We start from the raw sequence: 17,878 nt of genomic DNA, 5'->3' as shown, positions 1-17,878 counted from the left end.
TCAGCCCGAATTGCCCGTTTTTCTGGTCAACTGATCAGGTTGGAGATGGGTTCGCGCGCGAAGTAGAGGGCGAAGACGATTGCGATCGCCCACATCAACGGGTGCACCTTGCGCGCCTTGCCCGCCGCTGCGGCCATCACCACCCAACTGATGAATCCGACGCCGATGCCGTTGGCGATCGAGTAGGTGAACGGCATGGTGACGATTGTCAGGAACACCGGGAGTGCGTACTCGAACTTCGTGAAGTCGATGCGGGTCACCTGACCCATCATCAGCGCACCGACGATGACCAAGGCCGGCGCGACGGCCTCGGACGGGATGACCTCGTACAGGGGCGTCAGGAACATCGCCACGATGAACAGTCCACCGGTCACGATGTTGGCCAGACCCGTTCGGGCACCTTCGGCGATACCCGACGCCGACTCGACGAAAACCGTGTTCGACGACGACGACGCCACACCGCCCACGATCGCGCCCGTGCCCTCGACGACCAGCGCCTTACCGACGCCGGGCAGATTGCCCTTGTCGTCGGCGAGTCCGGCTTCGCGGCCGAGGCCGGTCATCGTGCCCATCGCGTCGAAGAAGTTCGACAGCACCAGCGCAAAGACGAACACACAGGCCGCGAGCACACCGATACGTGTGAAGGCGCCGAAGAGGTCGACGTTGCCGACGAGACTCAGATCGGGCAGTCCGCCTGCCGAGTCGGGGATCTTGGGCACCGACAGCGACCAGCCGCCCTGTTTCTCGGCGCCCGAGCCGAGATGCAGCGTCGACTCCAGGATGATCGAGATGATCGTCGTGATGATGATGCCCAGGAGCAGACCACCCGGCACCTTCATCACCATCAACGCACCCATGAGCAGGACGCCGATCACGAAGATGAGCGTCGGCACCGTGGTGATCGAGTTACCGAAGCCGAGCTGGACGGGCGTGGTGGTGCCCGCGGCGTCGGGGATACGTCGGACGAACCCGGCGTCGACAAATCCGATGAACGCCACGAAGCAGCCGATACCCGCTGCGATCGCTGCTTTCAGCTCTGCGGGAACAGCATTGAACACCGCGGTGCGGAATCCGGTGATCGCCAGGATGACGATGATGATGCCGTCGACCACGACCAGCCCCATCGCCTCGGGCCAGGTGACCTCAGGGACGATGGTCACCGCCAGCAGGCTGTTGATGCCCAGACCGGTGGCAATGGCGAACGGATAGTTGGCGACCAAGCCGAAGATGATCGACATGACACCCGCGACGAGCGCCGTGACAGCCGCGACCTGCGCGATGGGCAGCACGTTGCCGAGGACGTCGGCGTTCTTGGACTCGCCCGGTATGCCGCCGATGATGATCGGGTTGAGCACCACGATGTAGGCCATGGTGAAGAACGTCACCAACCCGCCGCGCATCTCTCGGCTCAGCGTCGAACCGCGTTCGCTGACCTTGAAGAAGCGGTCGACGGCCCCGAACCGCCGCGCCGGTTGCGCCGGTTGCGCCGACTGGGCGCTCGGTTCCGCCGACTGGGCGCTCGGTTCCGCCGACTGGGCGCTCGGTTCCGCCGACTGGGCGCTCGGTTCCGCCGACTGGGCGCTCGGTTCCGCCGACTGGGCGTCGGAGTTCGATGGCCCAGTCGGATCACTCGAGGGATCGCTTGTCACAAGGGGGAAGTTACCCTGTCCTCCGTGGCCGATGAACCCGAGATCCCCCAATTGCCGCAAGCGCTGCGGGCGCCCGAGCCGGTGATCGTCGTCGGCATGGTCGCGTGGCTGGTGGCGACCATCGTCGTGTGGGCCACCGGATGGGGCGGCGGCCGCACGCTTGCCGTATGTCTTGTCGGTCTCGCCGTCGGCGTAGCGGGCACGGGACTCTTCCTCGTCCAGCGCGCCGCGTCTCGACGCGGCGACCGGACCGCGCAACGCGGTCTCGACTGAGCCCGACCGCCGAGCCGACGGCGGGGCGTCGAGAACACGGTTTCGACGCAACGCACCCACGCTCACCAAGCACTTGCTAGGTTCAGTGTTCATGCGGATTCGGGGATTCTCACTACTGGTTACGGTCGCGGCAGCACTCGCCTTGCTCGCCGGGACGACGACTGCGGGCACCGCGTCGGCGGCTCCTCTGCCGGTGACGTTCAACTTCTTCTCGGGCATCCCTGCCGAGTTGTCGAACCATGGCGGATCGCTACCGGGCTCCAACGACTTCTCCTGCCGCCCGACGTCGAAACATCCCTACCCCGTGGTGCTCGCACACGGAACGGGCGGATCACAGCAAACCAATTGGGGCACATACGTTCCGCTGCTGAAGAACGAGGGTTACTGCGTCTTCGCGCTCACCTACGGGGCGCTCGATGAGCTGCCGTGGCCTGGTCCCGCCGTCGGCGGAATGGGACTGATCGAAGACAGCGCAGCACAATTCGGACGTTTCGTCGACAAAGTCCTCGCGGCAACGGGTGCCTCCAAGGTCGACGTCGTCGGACATTCGCAGGGCACCGTCGTGCCCGCGTACTACGCGAAATACCTTGGCGGTCGGGGCAAGATCGACAAGCACGTATCGATCGCCCCGGCATGGCGAGGCTCGACGGTGGCCGGAGCCGACCAGATCCTGCCTACGGTCCGCAAGCTCGGCATCTCCGCGGCACAGACCCCGCTCTGCCAGGGATGCGCCGAACTCGACCCCACCTCCGACGTGATGCGCAAGATCGCGGCGGGCGGCTATTACTACCCCGAGATCAGCTACACCAACATCGCGACCCGCTACGACGAGGCCGTCGTCCCGTACACGCTCGGCCTGCCGCCGGGTGGCTCCAACGTGCGCAACATCGTCGTCCAGGACGGCTGCCCGGTCGATTACACCGAACACGCGGGCATCGCAGGCTCGCGTCGCGCCGCGTACTTCGTGCTCAACGCGCTCGACCCCGCACACCCCCGCCCGGTGCCTTGCGATCGAGCCGCACCGCTCAGCGGCGGCGCGTACTAGGTAGCGCCCAGTCGACGTGACGTAGCGCCCAGTCGGCGAAACGAAGCGCCCCGTCGACGGGCGTTGACCTGCGCGAACGACAATCCGCTTCTTTGTGACCCTTGACACGTCCAATTGAGTGAATGTACGTTCATTCACTATGAAGTCCGAGTCAGTCCGTCTCGGCGACCACCTTCGCGAAGGAGCAGCGACATGAGCTACGGCACCACCGACTACGAAGACATCGAGTACGTCGTGGAGGGCCCGACGGCGGTCATCACGATGAACCGCCCGCAGCGCTACAACGCATTTCGCGCCAAGACCGTCGAGGAGATGATCAACGCCTTCAGGCGCGCCTGGGCCGACCGCAACGTGCAGGCCGTGATCCTGACCGGAGCGGGAGAGAAGGCCTTCTGCACCGGTGGCGACGTCAAGCAGCGCGCCGAGACCGGCGACTACGGGCCGTCGGAGTCGGGCATGTTCGAGATCGGCAACCTGCACAAGGTGATCCGCGACATCCCCAAGCCCGTCATCGCGGCGGTCAACGGACTCGCGATCGGCGGTGGCCACGTGCTGCATGTGCTGTGCGACCTGACCATCGCCGCGGACACCGCACGCTTCGGCCAGTCGGGCCCCAAGGTCGGCTCATTCGACGCCGGATTCGGCTCGGCCTACCTGGCACGAGTCGTCGGCGAGAAGCGGGCGCGCGAGATCTGGTACCTGTGCCGCCAATACGACGCCGCCACCGCTGAGCGTTGGGGCCTGGTGAACTGGGTCGTGCCGGCGGCAGATCTGCTCGACGAGGCCAAGAAGGTTGCTGCCGAGATCGCCGAGAAGTCGCCGACGACGCTGCGCTTCCTCAAGCAGAGCTTCAACGCGGACTCCGACCATCAGGCCGGACTCTCCAATCTCGCGATGAGTGCACTGGACCTCTTCACCCACTCCCCCGAGGGACTCGAGGGCGCAACGGCTTTCGCCGAGAAGCGCGCACCCGACTTCAACAAGTACGTCGGCGCCTGACCGCAGCAACCACAGACCACAGGAGCAAAACCCATGAGCACCAACAGCATCGCCGTCGTCACCGGCGCAGGATCGGGTATCGGTAAGGCCATCACGCTCGCATTCGCCGAGCAGGGCACCACGGTCGTCGCGGCCGATCTCGACCTCGACGCCGCCAAGCGCACCGCTGAGCAGAATGCAGCCATCGTGCCGATGTCCGTCGACGTCGCCGATCGGGCCACCGTTGACTCGCTGCGCGACGCCGTCAATGCCGAAGTCGGGGTCGCCGACATCCTCGTCAACGCCGCAGGATGGGACCGCACCGACCAATTCCTCAATGCGAGCACCGAATTCGCGGAAAAGGTCGTCGCTATCAACTACCTCGGACCGGTCCACATGGCGAGCGCCTTCCTGCCGGGAATGGTCGAGGCGTCGAAAACCGAAGGCTGGCAGGGCGGCCGGGTGATCAACCTTGCCTCCGACGCCGGACGAGTCGGCAGCGCAGGCGAATCCATCTACGCGGGCGCCAAGGGCGGCGTCATCGCCTTGAGCAAGTCGCTCGCACGCGAAATGGCTCGTCACCAGATCACCGTGAACGCCGTGTGCCCCGGCCCCACCGACACCCCGCTTTTCCAGGCTCAGCCCGACAAGCTCAAAGAGGCCCTCGTCAAAGCGATTCCGTTCCGACGACTCGCCCGTCCCGACGAGGTCGCAGCGCCCGTTCTGTTCTTCGCCTCCCCCGCGGCGTCGTTCATCACCGGCCAGGTGATCAGCGTCAGCGGCGGACTCACGATGGCCGGCTAGGGCCCAACCCGAGGTCACTGGAGATCATCATGAGCACCCTCGACAGTCACGACGCCGCAACACCGTACGTCTACGACGCAGCACAGTATCGCTCGTTCTTCGAGCACGAGTTTACGTATCTGAACGGCTTCCGCCGCAACGTTTCCCGATACGCACACACCACCGCGATGATCGACCCGACCACCGATACCGAGTGGACGTACGCAGAGCTCGGCGCCGCCGTGGACTCGTTGGCCGCAGGCCTCGCGGCCTACGGCGTCGGCGACGGCGACGTCGTCGGATATCAGTTGTTCAACGGTCCCGAGTTCGCGCAGCTCTACCTCGCCACCCAGGCAGTAGGCGCCGTCGGATCACCGATGAACTTCCGGTTGGCCGCAGGCGAGACGGCGGTCATCCTCGACGTGAGCAGGCCGTCGGTCTACATCTACGACACCGAGCTCACCGACATGGTGTCGACGGCAATCGAGCGCGCGGAGCACACCCCAGAGGTCCTGATCGGCGTGGGCACAGGCACTCTCGTCGACGGCCCGCGGTCGATCCGGTTCGCCGACCTGCCGGCGGACGCTCCTGCACCGCGGACAACCCGCGGCGTGTTCGACGAGACCGCCCGGCTCTACACCTCCGGCACCACCGGCATGCCCAAAGCGGTGCCGATGAACAGCGCGATCGAGATCTTCTCGGCGCACGACGTGATCATGCACTTCCCGCTCTCGCCGGAGGATCGCACGCTGAACATGACCCCGTGGTTCCACCGGGGCGGACTCTATTGCGCCGGACCCAATCCCACGTTCTACCTCGGATCGTCGCTGGTGCCGATGCGTGTGTTCGACGCGGCGACGACACTCGACTGGGTCGAACGCTACGGACTGACATTCCTCATCGGTGCGCCAACCAACCTCGCGATGCTCGCTGCCGAGCAGCAACGTCGTCCGCGCGACCTATCCAGCCTGAACGGCATCGTCACCATGGGCGCTCCCCTCGAACGCGACGCCGCACTGCTCTATCAGCGGGTACTCACCCCCAGGATCTTCAACGGATACGGCAGCACCGAAGGCTTCTGGAACACCTTCCTGCGCCCCACGGACCTGCCGGCGCACGCCGGAACCGCGGGGCGTGCCTGCCTCGACGACGACGTGCGCGTGGTCCACGTCCGCGACGACGGACGGCTGGCCGACCCGGACGACGTCGTCGCACGAGACGGCGACGAGGTGGGCGAGGTGATCATCCGCTCGCCGAAATGTGCTGCAGCGTACTTTGATTCACCTCAGCAGGAGAAGGCGAAGTACAACGGTAGCTGGCTGCACATCGGCGATCTCGCCACCTGGGACGTCGACGAGTTCGTCACGATCGTCGGACGTAAGGACGACATGCTCATCTCCGGCGGTGAGAACGTGCATCCGGTACAGGTCGAGGAGGCCCTCAACGGCCATCCCGCAGTGGCGGATTCGCTTGTCGTCGGCGTTCCCGACGATCGGTGGGGTCAACTCGTCGTCGCCTACATCGTGCCTGTCGAGGGCGCCCGCCCGTCCCCGGAGGAACTCGACGACTTCTGCCGTGAGCATCCGATGCTCTCGCAGTTCAAACGTCCACGCGCCTATCGCATCGTCGGGTCGCTACCTGTTTCCGCGACCGGCAAGAAACTCCATTACCGGGCAACCACATCCGCTGCCGCTGAGATGACAGCCAGCGAATTCGATGCCCCCGCAACCCTCACAACGTCGACCACCAACGGAGCCGCCCGATGAGCACCACCGCCAGCACGAAGTTTTCCGCACTCGACCCCCTCAACCTCGATCTCGGATACTCCGACGACGAACTGGCCGTGCGCGATTCGGTTCGCGGATTTCTCGCCGACCAGGTGACCCCGTACATCGCCGACTGGTTCGAGGAGGGCGGAATCCCGATCGCGCGCGAGTTGTTCAAGCAGTTCGGTCAGCTCGGCGTTCTCGGCATGCACCTCGACGGATACGGTTGCGGCGGAGCGTCGTCGGTACATTACGGGCTGGCAAGTCTCGAACTCGAGGCCTGCGACTCGGGCATCCGGTCGATGGTCTCGGTGCAGGGTTCGCTCGCGATGTTCTCGATCTACAACAACGGCAGCGAAGAACAGAAAACGCAGTGGCTACCGTCCATGGCCGAGGGCACCACCGTCGGCTGTTTCGGCCTGACCGAACCCGACGCCGGATCAGACCCCGCGTCGATGAAGACGCGCGCCAGGCGCGACGGCGACGACTGGATACTCGACGGCCGCAAGATGTGGATCACCAACGCCCCCATCGCCGACGTGGCCGTCGTCTGGGCGCAGACCGACCTCCCCGACGGCGGCGTGGGTGTGCGTGGCTTCATCGTGCCCACCGACACACCGGGTGTTTCGACGCCGGAGATCAAGCACAAGGCGTCGCTGCGGGCGTCGACCACCGGTGAGATCGTGCTGGACAACGTGCGGCTACCGGCGGATGCGCTGATGCCCGGGAACGACGACCTGCACAAGGGCAAGGGAATCAAAGGGCCGCTCTCGAGTCTCACCGAGGCCAGGTACGGAATCATCTGGGGATCGATCGGTGCGGCTCGCACCGCCTGGGCGGCAGCACTCGAGTATGCCACGCAGCGAACACAATTCGGCAAGCCGATCGCAGGATTCCAACTGACACAGGCGAAGCTCGCCGACATGGCCGTCGAACTGCAGAAGGGCCAGTTGCTGGCCTACCACCTCGGACGCCTGAAGGATTCGGTCGGGCTGCGTCCCGACCAGGTCAGCTTCGGCAAACTCAACAACACCCGTGAGGCCATCGAGATCTGTCGCACGGCGCGAACCATATTGGGCGGCAACGGCATCTCGCTCGAATATCCGGTGATCCGTCACATGGTGAACCTCGAATCGGTGCTCACCTACGAGGGCACCCCAGAGATGCACCAACTCGTCCTCGGCCAGGCCTTCACCGGCCAGAACGCCTTCCGCTGAACGGAGACTCCCCATGAGCGCACTCACCCACGACATCGAGCACAAGCAATTCCGCGACACCGCAGCACGATTCGTCGCCGAGCAGATCACTCCCTCGCACGAGAACTCGGAAACCGCAGGCCAATGGGATCGCAGCCTGTTCACCGAGGCGGGCAAGAACGGGCTGATCGGATTCGAGGTCGACGAGCAGTTCGACGGGCCAGGCGTCGACGACTTCCGGTACAACGCAATCCTGATCGACGAGATCGCACGCACCGGCGCGGCTGCCGAAGCGATCGCGTTCTCACTGCAAAACGACGTCGTACTTCCCTACCTCACCGAGCTGACCACCGCCGAGCAGAAGGCGCGCTGGCTACCAGGCGTCGTCAGCGGTGAGACCGTGCTCGGCATCGCGATGACGGAGCCGGGGGCGGGCAGCGACCTTACCGGCATCACCACGTCGGCGGTGCGCGACGGTGATCACTACGTGGTCAACGGGTCGAAGACGTTCATCTCCAACGGCCGCAACGGCGACCTGTTCGTCGTCGCGACGAGGACGAGTGCGGACAAGCACAAGGGACTCACCCTGCTCGTCGTCGACGCTGCCACACCGGGTTTCGAGCGTGGCCGCAATCTCGACAAGATCGGGCTGCACGCACAGGACACCAGCGAGCTCTCCTTTCACGATATGCGGGTACCGGTGGCGAACCGACTCGGAGAGGAGGGCGAGGGCTTCTACCAACTGGTGAGAAACCTTCCGCAGGAACGACTCTCGCTGTCCGTGGGAGCCATCGCTGCCGCCGAGGGTGTTTTCGCCCGCACCCTGGAGTACGTGAAGGAGCGCACGGCGTTCGGTTCGCCGATCGCGTCGTTCCAGAACACCCAGTTCGTCTTGGCCGAGCTCGCAACCGAACTCGACATCGCACGGACGTTCCTCGACGACTGCATCGCAGAACACGTCCGGGGAGAACTGAGCGCTGCACGGGCGGCGCGGCTGAAGTGGTGGGCAACCGAACTACAGGTCCGGACCGCCGACCGGTGCCTGCAACTGCATGGCGGATACGGCTACATGCGGGAGTATCCGGTGGCACGAGCATTCGTCGACGCGCGTATCCAGACCATCTACGGCGGGACGTCGGAGATCATGAAGACCATCGTCGCCAAAGATCTGGGGATCTGAGCAGCTACAGTGATGAACGGCGATTCACCGTTCGATGCAAGAGGAGTACTCGTGGCGAAATCCGCAACCGCACGCTCGACGTCGGATCTGGCCGTCGAAGATGCGGTGCGTGCGGTCCGGGTCTCGTCACGTCGACGACAGTTGCTCGACGCCGCCGTCGCCGTCATGGAGCGCACCGGGTTTCACCAGATGTCGATGCAGGCGCTGGCCGACGAGGCGCAGGTCAGCGTCGGATTGTTCTACAAGTATTTCGGGTCGAAGGAGGACATCCTCCTCGCCGCGATCGTCGACATCCTGGAGAAGTTCCGCGATCAGTTGCAACCAGCGATGGACCTCGCGGGCGACGACCCCGTCGAACAACTCATCGCCGGTTTCCGGCAGTACGCGCGGATCGTCGACGAGAATCGCGATGCCGTCGTGCTGACGTATCGGGAGAGCCGCACGCTCGACGCCGAGGGTCGGGACCAGATCAAGCAACTCGAGGTGGAGACGTCGGCGCCGATGCGCGACGCGATCACTGCAGCAATCGAGAACGGGTCGATGAAGGCGGACGTCGACGTCGACCTCGCGGTGTTCGATCTGATGATGCTCGCGCACGGGTGGGCGCTCAAGCACTGGCATTTCGCGCCTGCGCTGACGATCGACGAGTACGCGACGGCACAGCTGCGGTTCGCGCTGCCGGCGCTGGTCGTCGAAGATCGGCTCGGCGGGTACCTGGCCGCGCTGTAGGGGTGGTCTCGACAAGCTCGACCAGCGGTGGGGTGGTCTCGACAAGCTCGACCGACTAGGCGGAGTCCGATGGCTCGGCCACGGGGCGGTCGGATCGGCCGCGCGAGGACAGCCAGAGCGACAGCACCCAGGTGCACAGCCCTACCCACACGGCGCCGAACAGCCAGCCGGCGAGGACGTCGGTGGTCCAGTGGACGCCGAGGTAGATGCGGGTCAGGCCGACGAGGATCGATATCACCGGCGCGAGCACCAGCGTCCAGGGATGCGCGCGCACCCACGGAATCACCCGGTACGCCGCGATGGCGATGAGTCCGTAGACGACCATCGTCATCATCGAGTGGCCCGAGGGAAACGAGTAGCTCTCGATGTGGAGGAGCCGGTCGTCGCGCGGGGGCCTCTCACGCCTGACGAGATGTTTGAGGATCACCATCAACGACGCTCCGAGGAGTGAACCCAACCCGACGTAGACGGCCTCGGTCACGTGCTTGCGGGCGGCGAGTGCGATCACGACGAGTGTCGCGACGATCCAGAGGGTGATCGTGTTGCCGAACACCGTGACGACGTGCGCGAGGCCCGTCAGTGGCGCGGTTCGGTGGTCGACCACCCACGTTGTGATGTGCTGGTCGACGTCGGTGATCTGCACGATCATTCTCGCCACACTACCGACGATGCCCGTCGATCAGCGGTGAATGTGTGTCGTGTTGAAGGAAGTGGGTGCTGCAGCGCACACATCTTTACGTAGGACACACATTTAGAGGTGGGCCGGACGCCTCACGCAGTGGGCTGCGTGGCGGCGAGGGCGCGGCTGATGACGAGGCGCTGGATCTGGTTGGTGCCCTCGAAGATCTGGGTGATCTTGGCTTCGCGCATGAACCGCTCGACGCGGAAGTCGCGGGTGTAGCCGTAGCCGCCGAGCACCTGGACGGCGTCGGTGGTGACCTTCATGGCGGCGTCGGTGGCGATCAGCTTGGCGGTGGCAGCGGCGCGCGAATACTGTTGTCCCGCATCGCGACGACGCGCGGCGTCGAGGTAGGTTGCGCGGGCGGAGTCGACGGCGGCGGCCATGTCGGCGAGTAGGAAGCCGATGCCCTGATGGTCGATGATCTTGCGGCCGAACGTGGTTCGTTCGTGTGCGTAGTCGACGGCGGCGTCGAGTGCAGCCTGTGCGAGGCCGGTGGCGACGGCCGCGATGCCGAGTCGGCCGGAATCCAGTGCAGAGAAAGCGATCTGGAGTCCCTGGCCCTCGGCGCCGAGTCGACGTCCCTCCTCGATGAAGGCGTCGTCGTAGTGCGCCGAGGTGGTGGGCACCGCGGCAAGGCCCATCTTCTCTTCGGGTTTTCCGAACGAGAGGCCTGCGGTGTCGCGGGGAACGAGGAAGCACGATATGCCCTTGGAGCCTTCGCCCGTCCGCGCGAACAGGTTGTAGACATCAGCGATGCCGCCGTGGGTGATCCACGCCTTGGCGCCGGTGACGGAGTATCCGCCCTCGGCGGACGCGGCTTTGCAGGTGAGTGCAGCGGCGTCGGATCCGGCTTGCGGCTCCGACAGGCTGTACGCGCCGATCAGCTTGCCCTCCAACAGATCCGGGAGCCACTGCTGCTTCTGCTCGTCGGTGCCGAAGGTGAACAACGGGTGGCAGGCGAGGCCGTGCACGCTGGTCGCGACGGCAACCGACGCCCAGCGCGCGCCGAGTTCTTCGAGCACCTGCAGGTACACCTCGTAGGGTTGGCCGCCGCCTCCCCACTCCTCGGGATAGGGCAGACCGAGGAGTCCTGCCTCGCCCATCTCGGCGAACAGGCCGTCTGGATACCGCTCGGCCTTCTCGTACTCGTCGACGATGGGTAGGAACTTCTTGTCGGCGAAGTCCCTGGTCAGCGCGATCAGATCACGGGCCTCGTCGGTGGGCAGGAGACGGTCGACGGGCATGAATCCTCCGATGGTGCGTGATCTGGACTGCGAACAGTGCCTACAGCTAATAGTACTCAGGTACTCTTCCTAGTACTATTCGAGCGAGAATGCAATGCTCCCGCCACAGCCCAGGAGGTGACCGATGACCCGAGCCGAGCTCGCGACGCGGCGTCGAACCGAGTTGTTCGACGGCCTGCTCGCGCTGATGCTCGCCGACGGCTTCGCACACCTCCAGATCGCCGACCTCGCAGCGCGCCTGCACTGTTCACGCTCGACGCTCTACACCCTGGCCGGCAGCAAGGAACAGCTCGTCACCAAGACGGTCACCCATTTCTTCCGCACGGCGACCGAACAGGTCGAGTCGCGAGTTGCCGACGCCGCGACGTCGCGCGACGCCGTCGTCGAGTATCTGATCGCGGTGGGCGACGCGCTCTCGCCGGCGTCCGCGCAGTTCATGGCAGACCTGCACGCCTTCGCACCGACGCGCGAGCTCTACGAGCAGAACACCGCAGCAGCCGCCGCACGCGTGCGCGAACTGATCGCCGCAGGCGTGGCCGCGGGCGAATTCCGTGACGTCGACGCCGCTTTCGCGGGCGACCTCGCGGCGACGATGATGAGTCGCATCCAACGACGAGACGTCGAAGCACACACCGGCCTCGACGACGCGCAGGCCTACCGGCAGCTCGCGTCCATACTCATGCGCGGGATCGACGTCGACCGAGGTTAGCGCCGCGTGCGGCGTCGAAGGTGAGTGATGCCCCGGTCGTCGACCCACCAGTCGAGGGACACGTCGACGCTCTCACCGTCGCGGGCCACGGTGACAACCAGGTCGTCGTGGACTCTGACTTCGCCGTCCACTGCGCGCCCGCTGAGCGCGGTGAAGAGCACCGCGTCGGTGTCTGCAGCGGTCGACGGCTCTCCCTCCGAAGCGACGACGGCGCTGAGGACCTCCGACGAGGTCGGAACGTCGAGAATGTCGGCGAGCAGAGCGGCGTCGTCTGCGTTAGCGCTCGCGAACACCACCATCGCGTCGGCGTCGACGACCTGCACGTGCCACGGGCGATCGATCACCATCGCGTCGGTGACCGCTCTGCCCGACACCGCGCGAACACGTTCGGGCACAGCGAGATCCATCGGTTCGACGATCCCGTGTCGGCACGCACGCACGATCGCGGCGTAGGTCGTCGACGCCGCGCCGGCCGATACTTCGCGCGCCGGATCGGCGAGATTGTGCAGCAGGGTGTCGGCATCGGCGACCGATTCGACGTCGCTGCCGCCGAGCGCCGCGGCGAGCGAGTCGGCGTACGGATGGTCGAGGACGTCGCGGACTCCTGCCAGCGCCGACTCCGACGGCGCGCGGTACCAGCCGAGCGCGTGCCCGTCGATCTCCGCTTGATGACGCAACCACCACGCCGTGTAGCCCTGGCGGTCGGCCAGCACCGATTCGAGCGACTCGTCGCGAGCGAGGAGCGTCAGGGCCTCGGGCCAGCGCTCGTCGTCGACGAGATCGAGATCGCGCACCGCGGTGAGGGTTTCGGGAAGATCGGCGAGGCCGTCCCACCAGAACTCCTCGTCGGGGAGGTCGTGATCCGGCGCGGTCGGGAACTCGTCGGAGACGGTCGTGAAACCCCACCCGACGCCGATCCTGCGCAGCACGTCGACGCCGACACGCGCCACCAGCTCGTCGTCGACGATGCCGAACGGATGGTCGTCGACGAGCACGGAGAGCAGCGGGGCGTTCGGCAGCAGAAGTTCGTCGGCGCTGCGCCACTCGCCGTCGGCGGGTAACGTCATGCGCGACAACCACTCCGGTGCGTCCGCGGCGGGGTCCGCGACGAGCAGTTCGACGATCTCATCGAGAAGTGTCGAGTCCTCGTCGTCGATTGCGTCCTCGTCGTCGACCGCCTCCTCATCCTCGACGAGTGCGCGCAGCCCGTCGTCGGCAAGCGCCTCCGCCACCGAGAGCCGTTGCACGCCAAGACGTTCGAGGAGCGGATGGTCGGCGTCCGGATCGACGGTGCGAATCCACCGCAGTGGCCGCGACGTCGCGACAACGGAGAGCCCACGCGCGCCGATGTTCATGCGACCGTCCGCACGCGGGACCGGCAGCGCAGCCAGCTCCTCGACCTCGCGCGCCGTCGGAACGAGCGGCGCGAGCGCGGCGTAGAGCCGCTGCCACCAGGACGCGGGCCGGTCGACCCCGACGAGCCGGTCTGCAAGGGCCGCAAGCCCGATCGGCGTAACCCCCAGGCGTTCGAGCGCGACAAGCGAGCTGGACGTCGAGAGGTCGGGGTGCACGAGGTCGGCGAACAGATCACCGAGTACGTCAGCGAGTTCGTCTGTCAGTCCGACGAGAAGCGTCGCACGGGACGGCACGAGGTCGGGACCTTCGGCCGCGGGCAGCCACGGTGCGTCGCGCACCTCGTCGACGACGGCCTCGGTGAGCCGCGCGTCGTCGAGTCCCGCGATCCGATGCGACGCGGGTAGCAGGGCGAGCCGATCGGACGGTTCGACGATGCGCAACAAGTCTGCGTAACCAGCTGCGGCAGAGGCTATGTCGACGTCGGGAAGGAGTCGACGTCGGTCCGGCGTCGGCGGCAGCGATGTGATGATTCTGGCGGGCAGCCCGAGCTCGATGTCGGTCGCCGTCGGCGCGTACAGCACTCCCCGCACCGGACGAGCGGCCACAGCTGCATCGGACTGCGGTGCGAGCCAACGGTTCACAACTCCGTCGCGCGTGTGTGTCACCTCGAGCCACGAGGCGTACACCCGCTCGGCACCGTCGGCGTCGACGAACACGCGCAGCCGTCGAGCACTACTGTCTGGGCCAAGCTGCGCGCCGTCTTCCTCTGCAGCGTCGAACTCCGTCCGCTCTATCCGAAAACTCCTGTCCGGCAGCGTGATCGACTCAACGGCCTCGAGCGAGAGCAGTAGATCGGGCGCCTGCGCCGCAATGTCGGAAAGCAGCGCTTGCGCGTCGACGTCCGGCGTCAACCCCAGCACGACGTCGGTGTCGAAGTCGGCAGCGGGCGCAGCCTCGACGGGCCACGCCAGGCGCAGCAACGGAACCGACGCGTCGTCGCGCAGCGAAATGCCCGAATTCCGCACCGCCGCAACGGTATCGGCGCGATCGAAGCGGATGGAGCCCGTCGTCGAGCGGATCTCGACGTGGTCGGCGACGGTGGCGGTGGCCGTGAAGCCGACACCGTAGCGGCCGATCACACCTGCGGCGGTGTCGTCGGATTTCGCCGATGCCCGCAGCGCAACAAGCGAACGCACGCCATCTGCGCTCAGCGGAGCACCAGTGTTGGCGACGTGCAGTTCGCGGTCGTCGAGCCAGACGGCTATGCGCGCAGGCGAATTCGAGACGGCTGCCGCGTCTGCGGCGTTGACTGCGAGCTCGGTGAACAGTCGGTCGCGGTAGCCGACGGTGACCAGGTCGTCCTCGGCGTTACTGTCTTCGACCAGCCGGGTCGGCGACGAGCGCCAGGCGTCAAGAGTGGCTGCGCGCAGGCGCCCCGTCCCGAACGGGTCGTCGTTGTCGCGCCGGTCGGTCGTCAGGGTCGGCCGTTCTCAGACGATCTCGAGCACGCCGTCGTCGAATGCCTCGTACGCGGGCGATCCCTCGCCCCGATGCGGCTCGACGTCGGAGTGTGCGCCGCAGCCGTACTCGGCCGACACCACGCGGCCGTCTGCGGCGAGTTCGTTGGCGCACGCGCCGAACGCAGCCCGCAGCGCGCCGGAGAGGGGAATGTAGAAGCCACATGTCCCGCACGAGAACGGTGCGGCCTGAGCCATTTCCGACTCGGGACCGAAGTCGCCGTCGTACCAGCGTTGCGCGGCGTCGTCACGTCCCTCGCGGCTTAGTACGCGTCGTCGGCCGAGTCCGAGTTCGCCCGCCACCTGCGCGACGTCGTCGTCATCGGCGAGGAACTCGTCGCCGGTGTCGATCTGGTTGGGCACCAGCCGCGGGTCGTCGTCCTCGGCGGCGAGCACATCGCCGGGATGCAGATCGCCCGACTCGACGCGCTGCGACCACGGCAGCCAGTCGGGCGCGAGCAGCGCACCGTCGGCGGGTAGGAGCGCGGTCTCGCTGATCGTCACCTCGTCGCTGTTCGGGGAGCCCGCGACGACGACACACCACTGCCACCCCTGGTAGCCGGGGATGTCGGAGTCGAAGTAGTGGGCGACGGCCCACTCCCCCTCCGCGATGGCGGCGCGGTGGTCGCCCGGATGCTCCCCGTCGGCTTCGAGCGCTGAGCGAGCCGACTCGACGGCGTCGAGCAGGAGCTGGTTTCCGGTCACTGCGATCACTGTTCCAGTGTGCAATATCGACGCCGCGCCAGGCCAACCGCCCACCTCGACGCGCTGTGGCGCCCCACACGATCGACGGTTGCGCCACACAGTCACACCGATGAGGAACAATTGATCAGGTGATCCGATGGAGGCGGGCCGACGGGGGCCGATCGAACGACGACCCCCCGACGACGCCAGTACCCGAGAGCGAGACCTCGCGCATCGACGAGTACAGCCGACGACGCCCAGCGGCCCACCCGGGCAGCGCGAACTATCCCGCGGGCGACGGTCGGCAACGCGGTCGTGCCCACGCATCCGTCGGCGAGGCCTACCTGCCGCCCCGTACACACAATCCGCACCTGCCTCCCCTCGACGAATCGCCGACCGTCGGCGCCACGCGCGCGATGCCCGACGACTCCGCGTCCGCTGCGTCGGCCAAGGGTCCGAAGAAGATCACGGTCATGCGCGTGGCCGCGATGCGCGGACGCGAACTGACCGGGCGCGGCGTCGACAAGATCTATCAGGCCGCGACGGCCGACGGCGCCGACAAGTCGGGGCTGACGGCGCTGACCCTGCCGGTCATCGCCAACTTCGCGGTCGACGCCGCGATGGCCGTCGCACTGGCCAACACGCTGTTCTTCGCGGCCGCGACCGGCGAGTCGAAAACGAACGTCGCCCTGTATCTGGCGCTGACGATCGCTCCCTTCGCGCTGATCGCCCCGGTGATCGGGCCCATGCTCGACCGTCTCCAACACGGTCGACGCATCGCGATGGCCACAACGTTCGGCCTGCGTACCGTGCTCGCGCTGCTCATCATCAGCAACGTCGCCTGGAACCCCGCCACGCAGCAACTGCAGTACGACCCATGGGTGCTCTACCCGTGCGCACTGGGTTTGCTGGTGCTCTCCAAATCGTTCGGGGTGCTGAAGTCGGCGGTGACGCCACGTGTGGTGCCACCGAGCATCGACCTTCCGCGCGTCAACTCCCGACTCACGACGTTCGGGCTGATCGGCGGGACGATCATCGGTGGTGCGGTCGCCGCGCTGTTCGAGGTGGTGCTGGCCAGAGCGCTCCCGATCCACATCCCGGGTGCGATGGTGTGGCTGGCGATCATCTCGGTGGTCGGCGCCTACCTGTGCCTGCGCATTCCGTCGTGGGTCGAGGTCACCGAGGGCGAGGTTCCCACCACCCTGACCTACCACGAGCCGCATCAGCCGGAGGCCGGGTCGAGTTCGGGACGCACATCCCGCGCAAGGCGCGGAGCACGCGAGATCGCCAAGACCATGCGCCAGCCGCTGGGCCGGACCGTCGTCGCTGGTCTGTGGGGCAACGGGACGATCCGCATCCTCACCGGCTTCATGACGCTCTACATCGCGTTCTACGCCAAGTCGCAGGGCTCGCACAGCGGGTGGATGCAACTCGCCCTGCTCGGCGCGGTCGGCGCGGCAGCCGGGGTCGGCAACGCGATCGGCAACGGGGTCGGGACTCGGCTGGAGCTGAAGAATCCCCCGAAGGTGATCGTGTGGGCGACCGCCGCCTGCTTCGTCGTCGCAGTGCTCGCCGCGATCTTCGGCAACGTCCTGCTCGCGGTGGTCGCGGGCTTCGTCGCATCCGGGACCAGCGCGATCGGCAAGGTGTGCCTCGATTCATCGATCCAGGACGACCTTCCCGAACGTTCCCGAGCATCCGCCTTCGGCCGTTCGGAGACCGTCTTACAGCTGTGCTGGGTATTCGGCGCCGCGCTGGGCGTGCTGCTTCCGCCGAAGCTGTGGATCGGGTTCACCGTCGTCGCCGTGCTCCTCGGCCTCGGGTTGGCGCAGACCGTGATGACCACTCGCGGGTCGACGCTGGTTCCCGGCTTCGGAGGCCACCGTCCCGACCAGGCGGCTCCGACCGTCTCGTTCGCCGCCGCCGACACCACGCGATTCACCCACCCGACCGAGCGGGCTTTCCGCGCTGGTGAGCGACCCGAAACAGCCCACCCGAGACCATCGGAAGCGCCCACCCGGCCGCAGCCGAGCAGACCGCCACACGGACCTGTCCACCCGAGCGGTCACGGCACAGGCCATCATTGA

15 protein-coding genes are annotated in these 17,878 nt (G+C 66.5%); 10 read left to right on the top strand and 5 right to left on the bottom strand.

Annotated features, from left to right (window positions below):
• Positions 1-26: 26 nt before the first annotated feature.
• Complete coding sequence (locus tag ABW18_RS04780) at positions 27-1,400, bottom strand: NCS2 family permease (RefSeq protein ID WP_231894325.1); 1,374 nt, start codon at positions 1,398-1,400, stop codon at positions 27-29.
• Positions 1,401-1,673: 273 nt separating this feature from the next.
• On the opposite strand from ABW18_RS04780, the gene ABW18_RS04775 reads away from it, so the two are divergent.
• From ABW18_RS04775 to ABW18_RS04740, 8 genes are all read left to right on the top strand, one after another.
• Entirely contained in the window at positions 1,674-1,922 is a 249-nt protein-coding gene (locus ABW18_RS04775; RefSeq protein WP_049697822.1) for a DUF2530 domain-containing protein, read from the top strand.
• A 91-nt stretch (positions 1,923-2,013) separates the two neighbouring features.
• Positions 2,014-2,967, top strand: coding sequence for an esterase/lipase family protein (locus ABW18_RS04770; protein WP_049698067.1), 954 nt, complete (start codon positions 2,014-2,016; stop codon positions 2,965-2,967).
• A gap of 192 nt (positions 2,968-3,159) precedes the next feature.
• A complete protein-coding gene (locus ABW18_RS04765) occupies positions 3,160-3,966 on the top strand; it encodes an enoyl-CoA hydratase-related protein (protein WP_049697821.1) in 807 nt (268 codons plus the stop codon).
• Positions 3,967-3,999: 33 nt separating this feature from the next.
• Positions 4,000-4,749 carry an SDR family NAD(P)-dependent oxidoreductase gene (locus ABW18_RS04760; RefSeq protein WP_049697820.1) on the top strand — a complete coding sequence of 250 codons (750 nt, stop codon included), beginning with the start codon at positions 4,000-4,002 and terminating at the stop codon, positions 4,747-4,749.
• A 29-nt stretch (positions 4,750-4,778) separates the two neighbouring features.
• Complete coding sequence (locus ABW18_RS04755) at positions 4,779-6,494, top strand: class I adenylate-forming enzyme family protein (protein ID WP_049697819.1); 1,716 nt, start codon at positions 4,779-4,781, stop codon at positions 6,492-6,494.
• Positions 6,491-7,711 carry an acyl-CoA dehydrogenase family protein gene (locus ABW18_RS04750; RefSeq protein ID WP_049697818.1) on the top strand — a complete coding sequence of 407 codons (1,221 nt, stop codon included), beginning with the start codon at positions 6,491-6,493 and terminating at the stop codon, positions 7,709-7,711. The genes ABW18_RS04755 and ABW18_RS04750 overlap by 4 nt, the downstream gene beginning before the upstream one ends.
• 13 nt (positions 7,712-7,724) lie before the next feature.
• Entirely contained in the window at positions 7,725-8,870 is a 1,146-nt protein-coding gene (locus ABW18_RS04745) for an acyl-CoA dehydrogenase family protein (RefSeq protein WP_049697817.1), read from the top strand.
• Positions 8,871-8,921: 51 nt separating this feature from the next.
• Positions 8,922-9,599 carry a TetR/AcrR family transcriptional regulator gene (locus ABW18_RS04740; protein WP_049698066.1) on the top strand — a complete coding sequence of 226 codons (678 nt, stop codon included), beginning with the start codon at positions 8,922-8,924 and terminating at the stop codon, positions 9,597-9,599.
• 55 nt (positions 9,600-9,654) lie between these two features.
• Here the strand turns inward: ABW18_RS04740 and ABW18_RS04735 are convergent, their stop codons facing one another.
• Positions 9,655-10,248 carry a phosphatase PAP2 family protein gene (locus ABW18_RS04735; RefSeq protein WP_049697816.1) on the bottom strand — a complete coding sequence of 198 codons (594 nt, stop codon included), beginning with the start codon at positions 10,246-10,248 and terminating at the stop codon, positions 9,655-9,657.
• A gap of 122 nt (positions 10,249-10,370) precedes the next feature.
• Positions 10,371-11,525, bottom strand: a complete 1,155-nt coding sequence (locus ABW18_RS04730) for an acyl-CoA dehydrogenase family protein (RefSeq protein ID WP_049697815.1) — start codon at positions 11,523-11,525, stop codon at positions 10,371-10,373.
• A gap of 124 nt (positions 11,526-11,649) precedes the next feature.
• On the opposite strand from ABW18_RS04730, the gene ABW18_RS04725 reads away from it, so the two are divergent.
• Entirely contained in the window at positions 11,650-12,234 is a 585-nt protein-coding gene (locus tag ABW18_RS04725) for a TetR/AcrR family transcriptional regulator (protein WP_049697814.1), read from the top strand.
• On the opposite strand, the gene ABW18_RS04720 is transcribed toward ABW18_RS04725, so the two are convergent.
• A complete protein-coding gene (locus ABW18_RS04720; protein WP_049697813.1) occupies positions 12,231-15,068 on the bottom strand; it encodes a sacsin N-terminal ATP-binding-like domain-containing protein in 2,838 nt (945 codons plus the stop codon). The genes ABW18_RS04725 and ABW18_RS04720 overlap by 4 nt on opposite strands.
• Positions 15,069-15,080: 12 nt before the next feature.
• Positions 15,081-15,821, bottom strand: a complete 741-nt coding sequence (locus tag ABW18_RS04715; RefSeq protein WP_049697812.1) for a DUF3027 domain-containing protein — start codon at positions 15,819-15,821, stop codon at positions 15,081-15,083.
• 119 nt (positions 15,822-15,940) lie between these two features.
• On the opposite strand from ABW18_RS04715, the gene ABW18_RS04710 reads away from it, so the two are divergent.
• A complete protein-coding gene (locus tag ABW18_RS04710) occupies positions 15,941-17,878 on the top strand; it encodes an MFS transporter (RefSeq protein WP_420841299.1) in 1,938 nt (645 codons plus the stop codon).

The organism is Gordonia jacobaea, from assembly GCF_001186365.1.
GTDB lineage: Bacteria > Actinomycetota > Actinomycetes > Mycobacteriales > Mycobacteriaceae > Gordonia > Gordonia jacobaea.
Note: the sequence above shows the minus strand (reverse complement) of the source record. Positions and strands in the feature narration are given on the sequence as shown.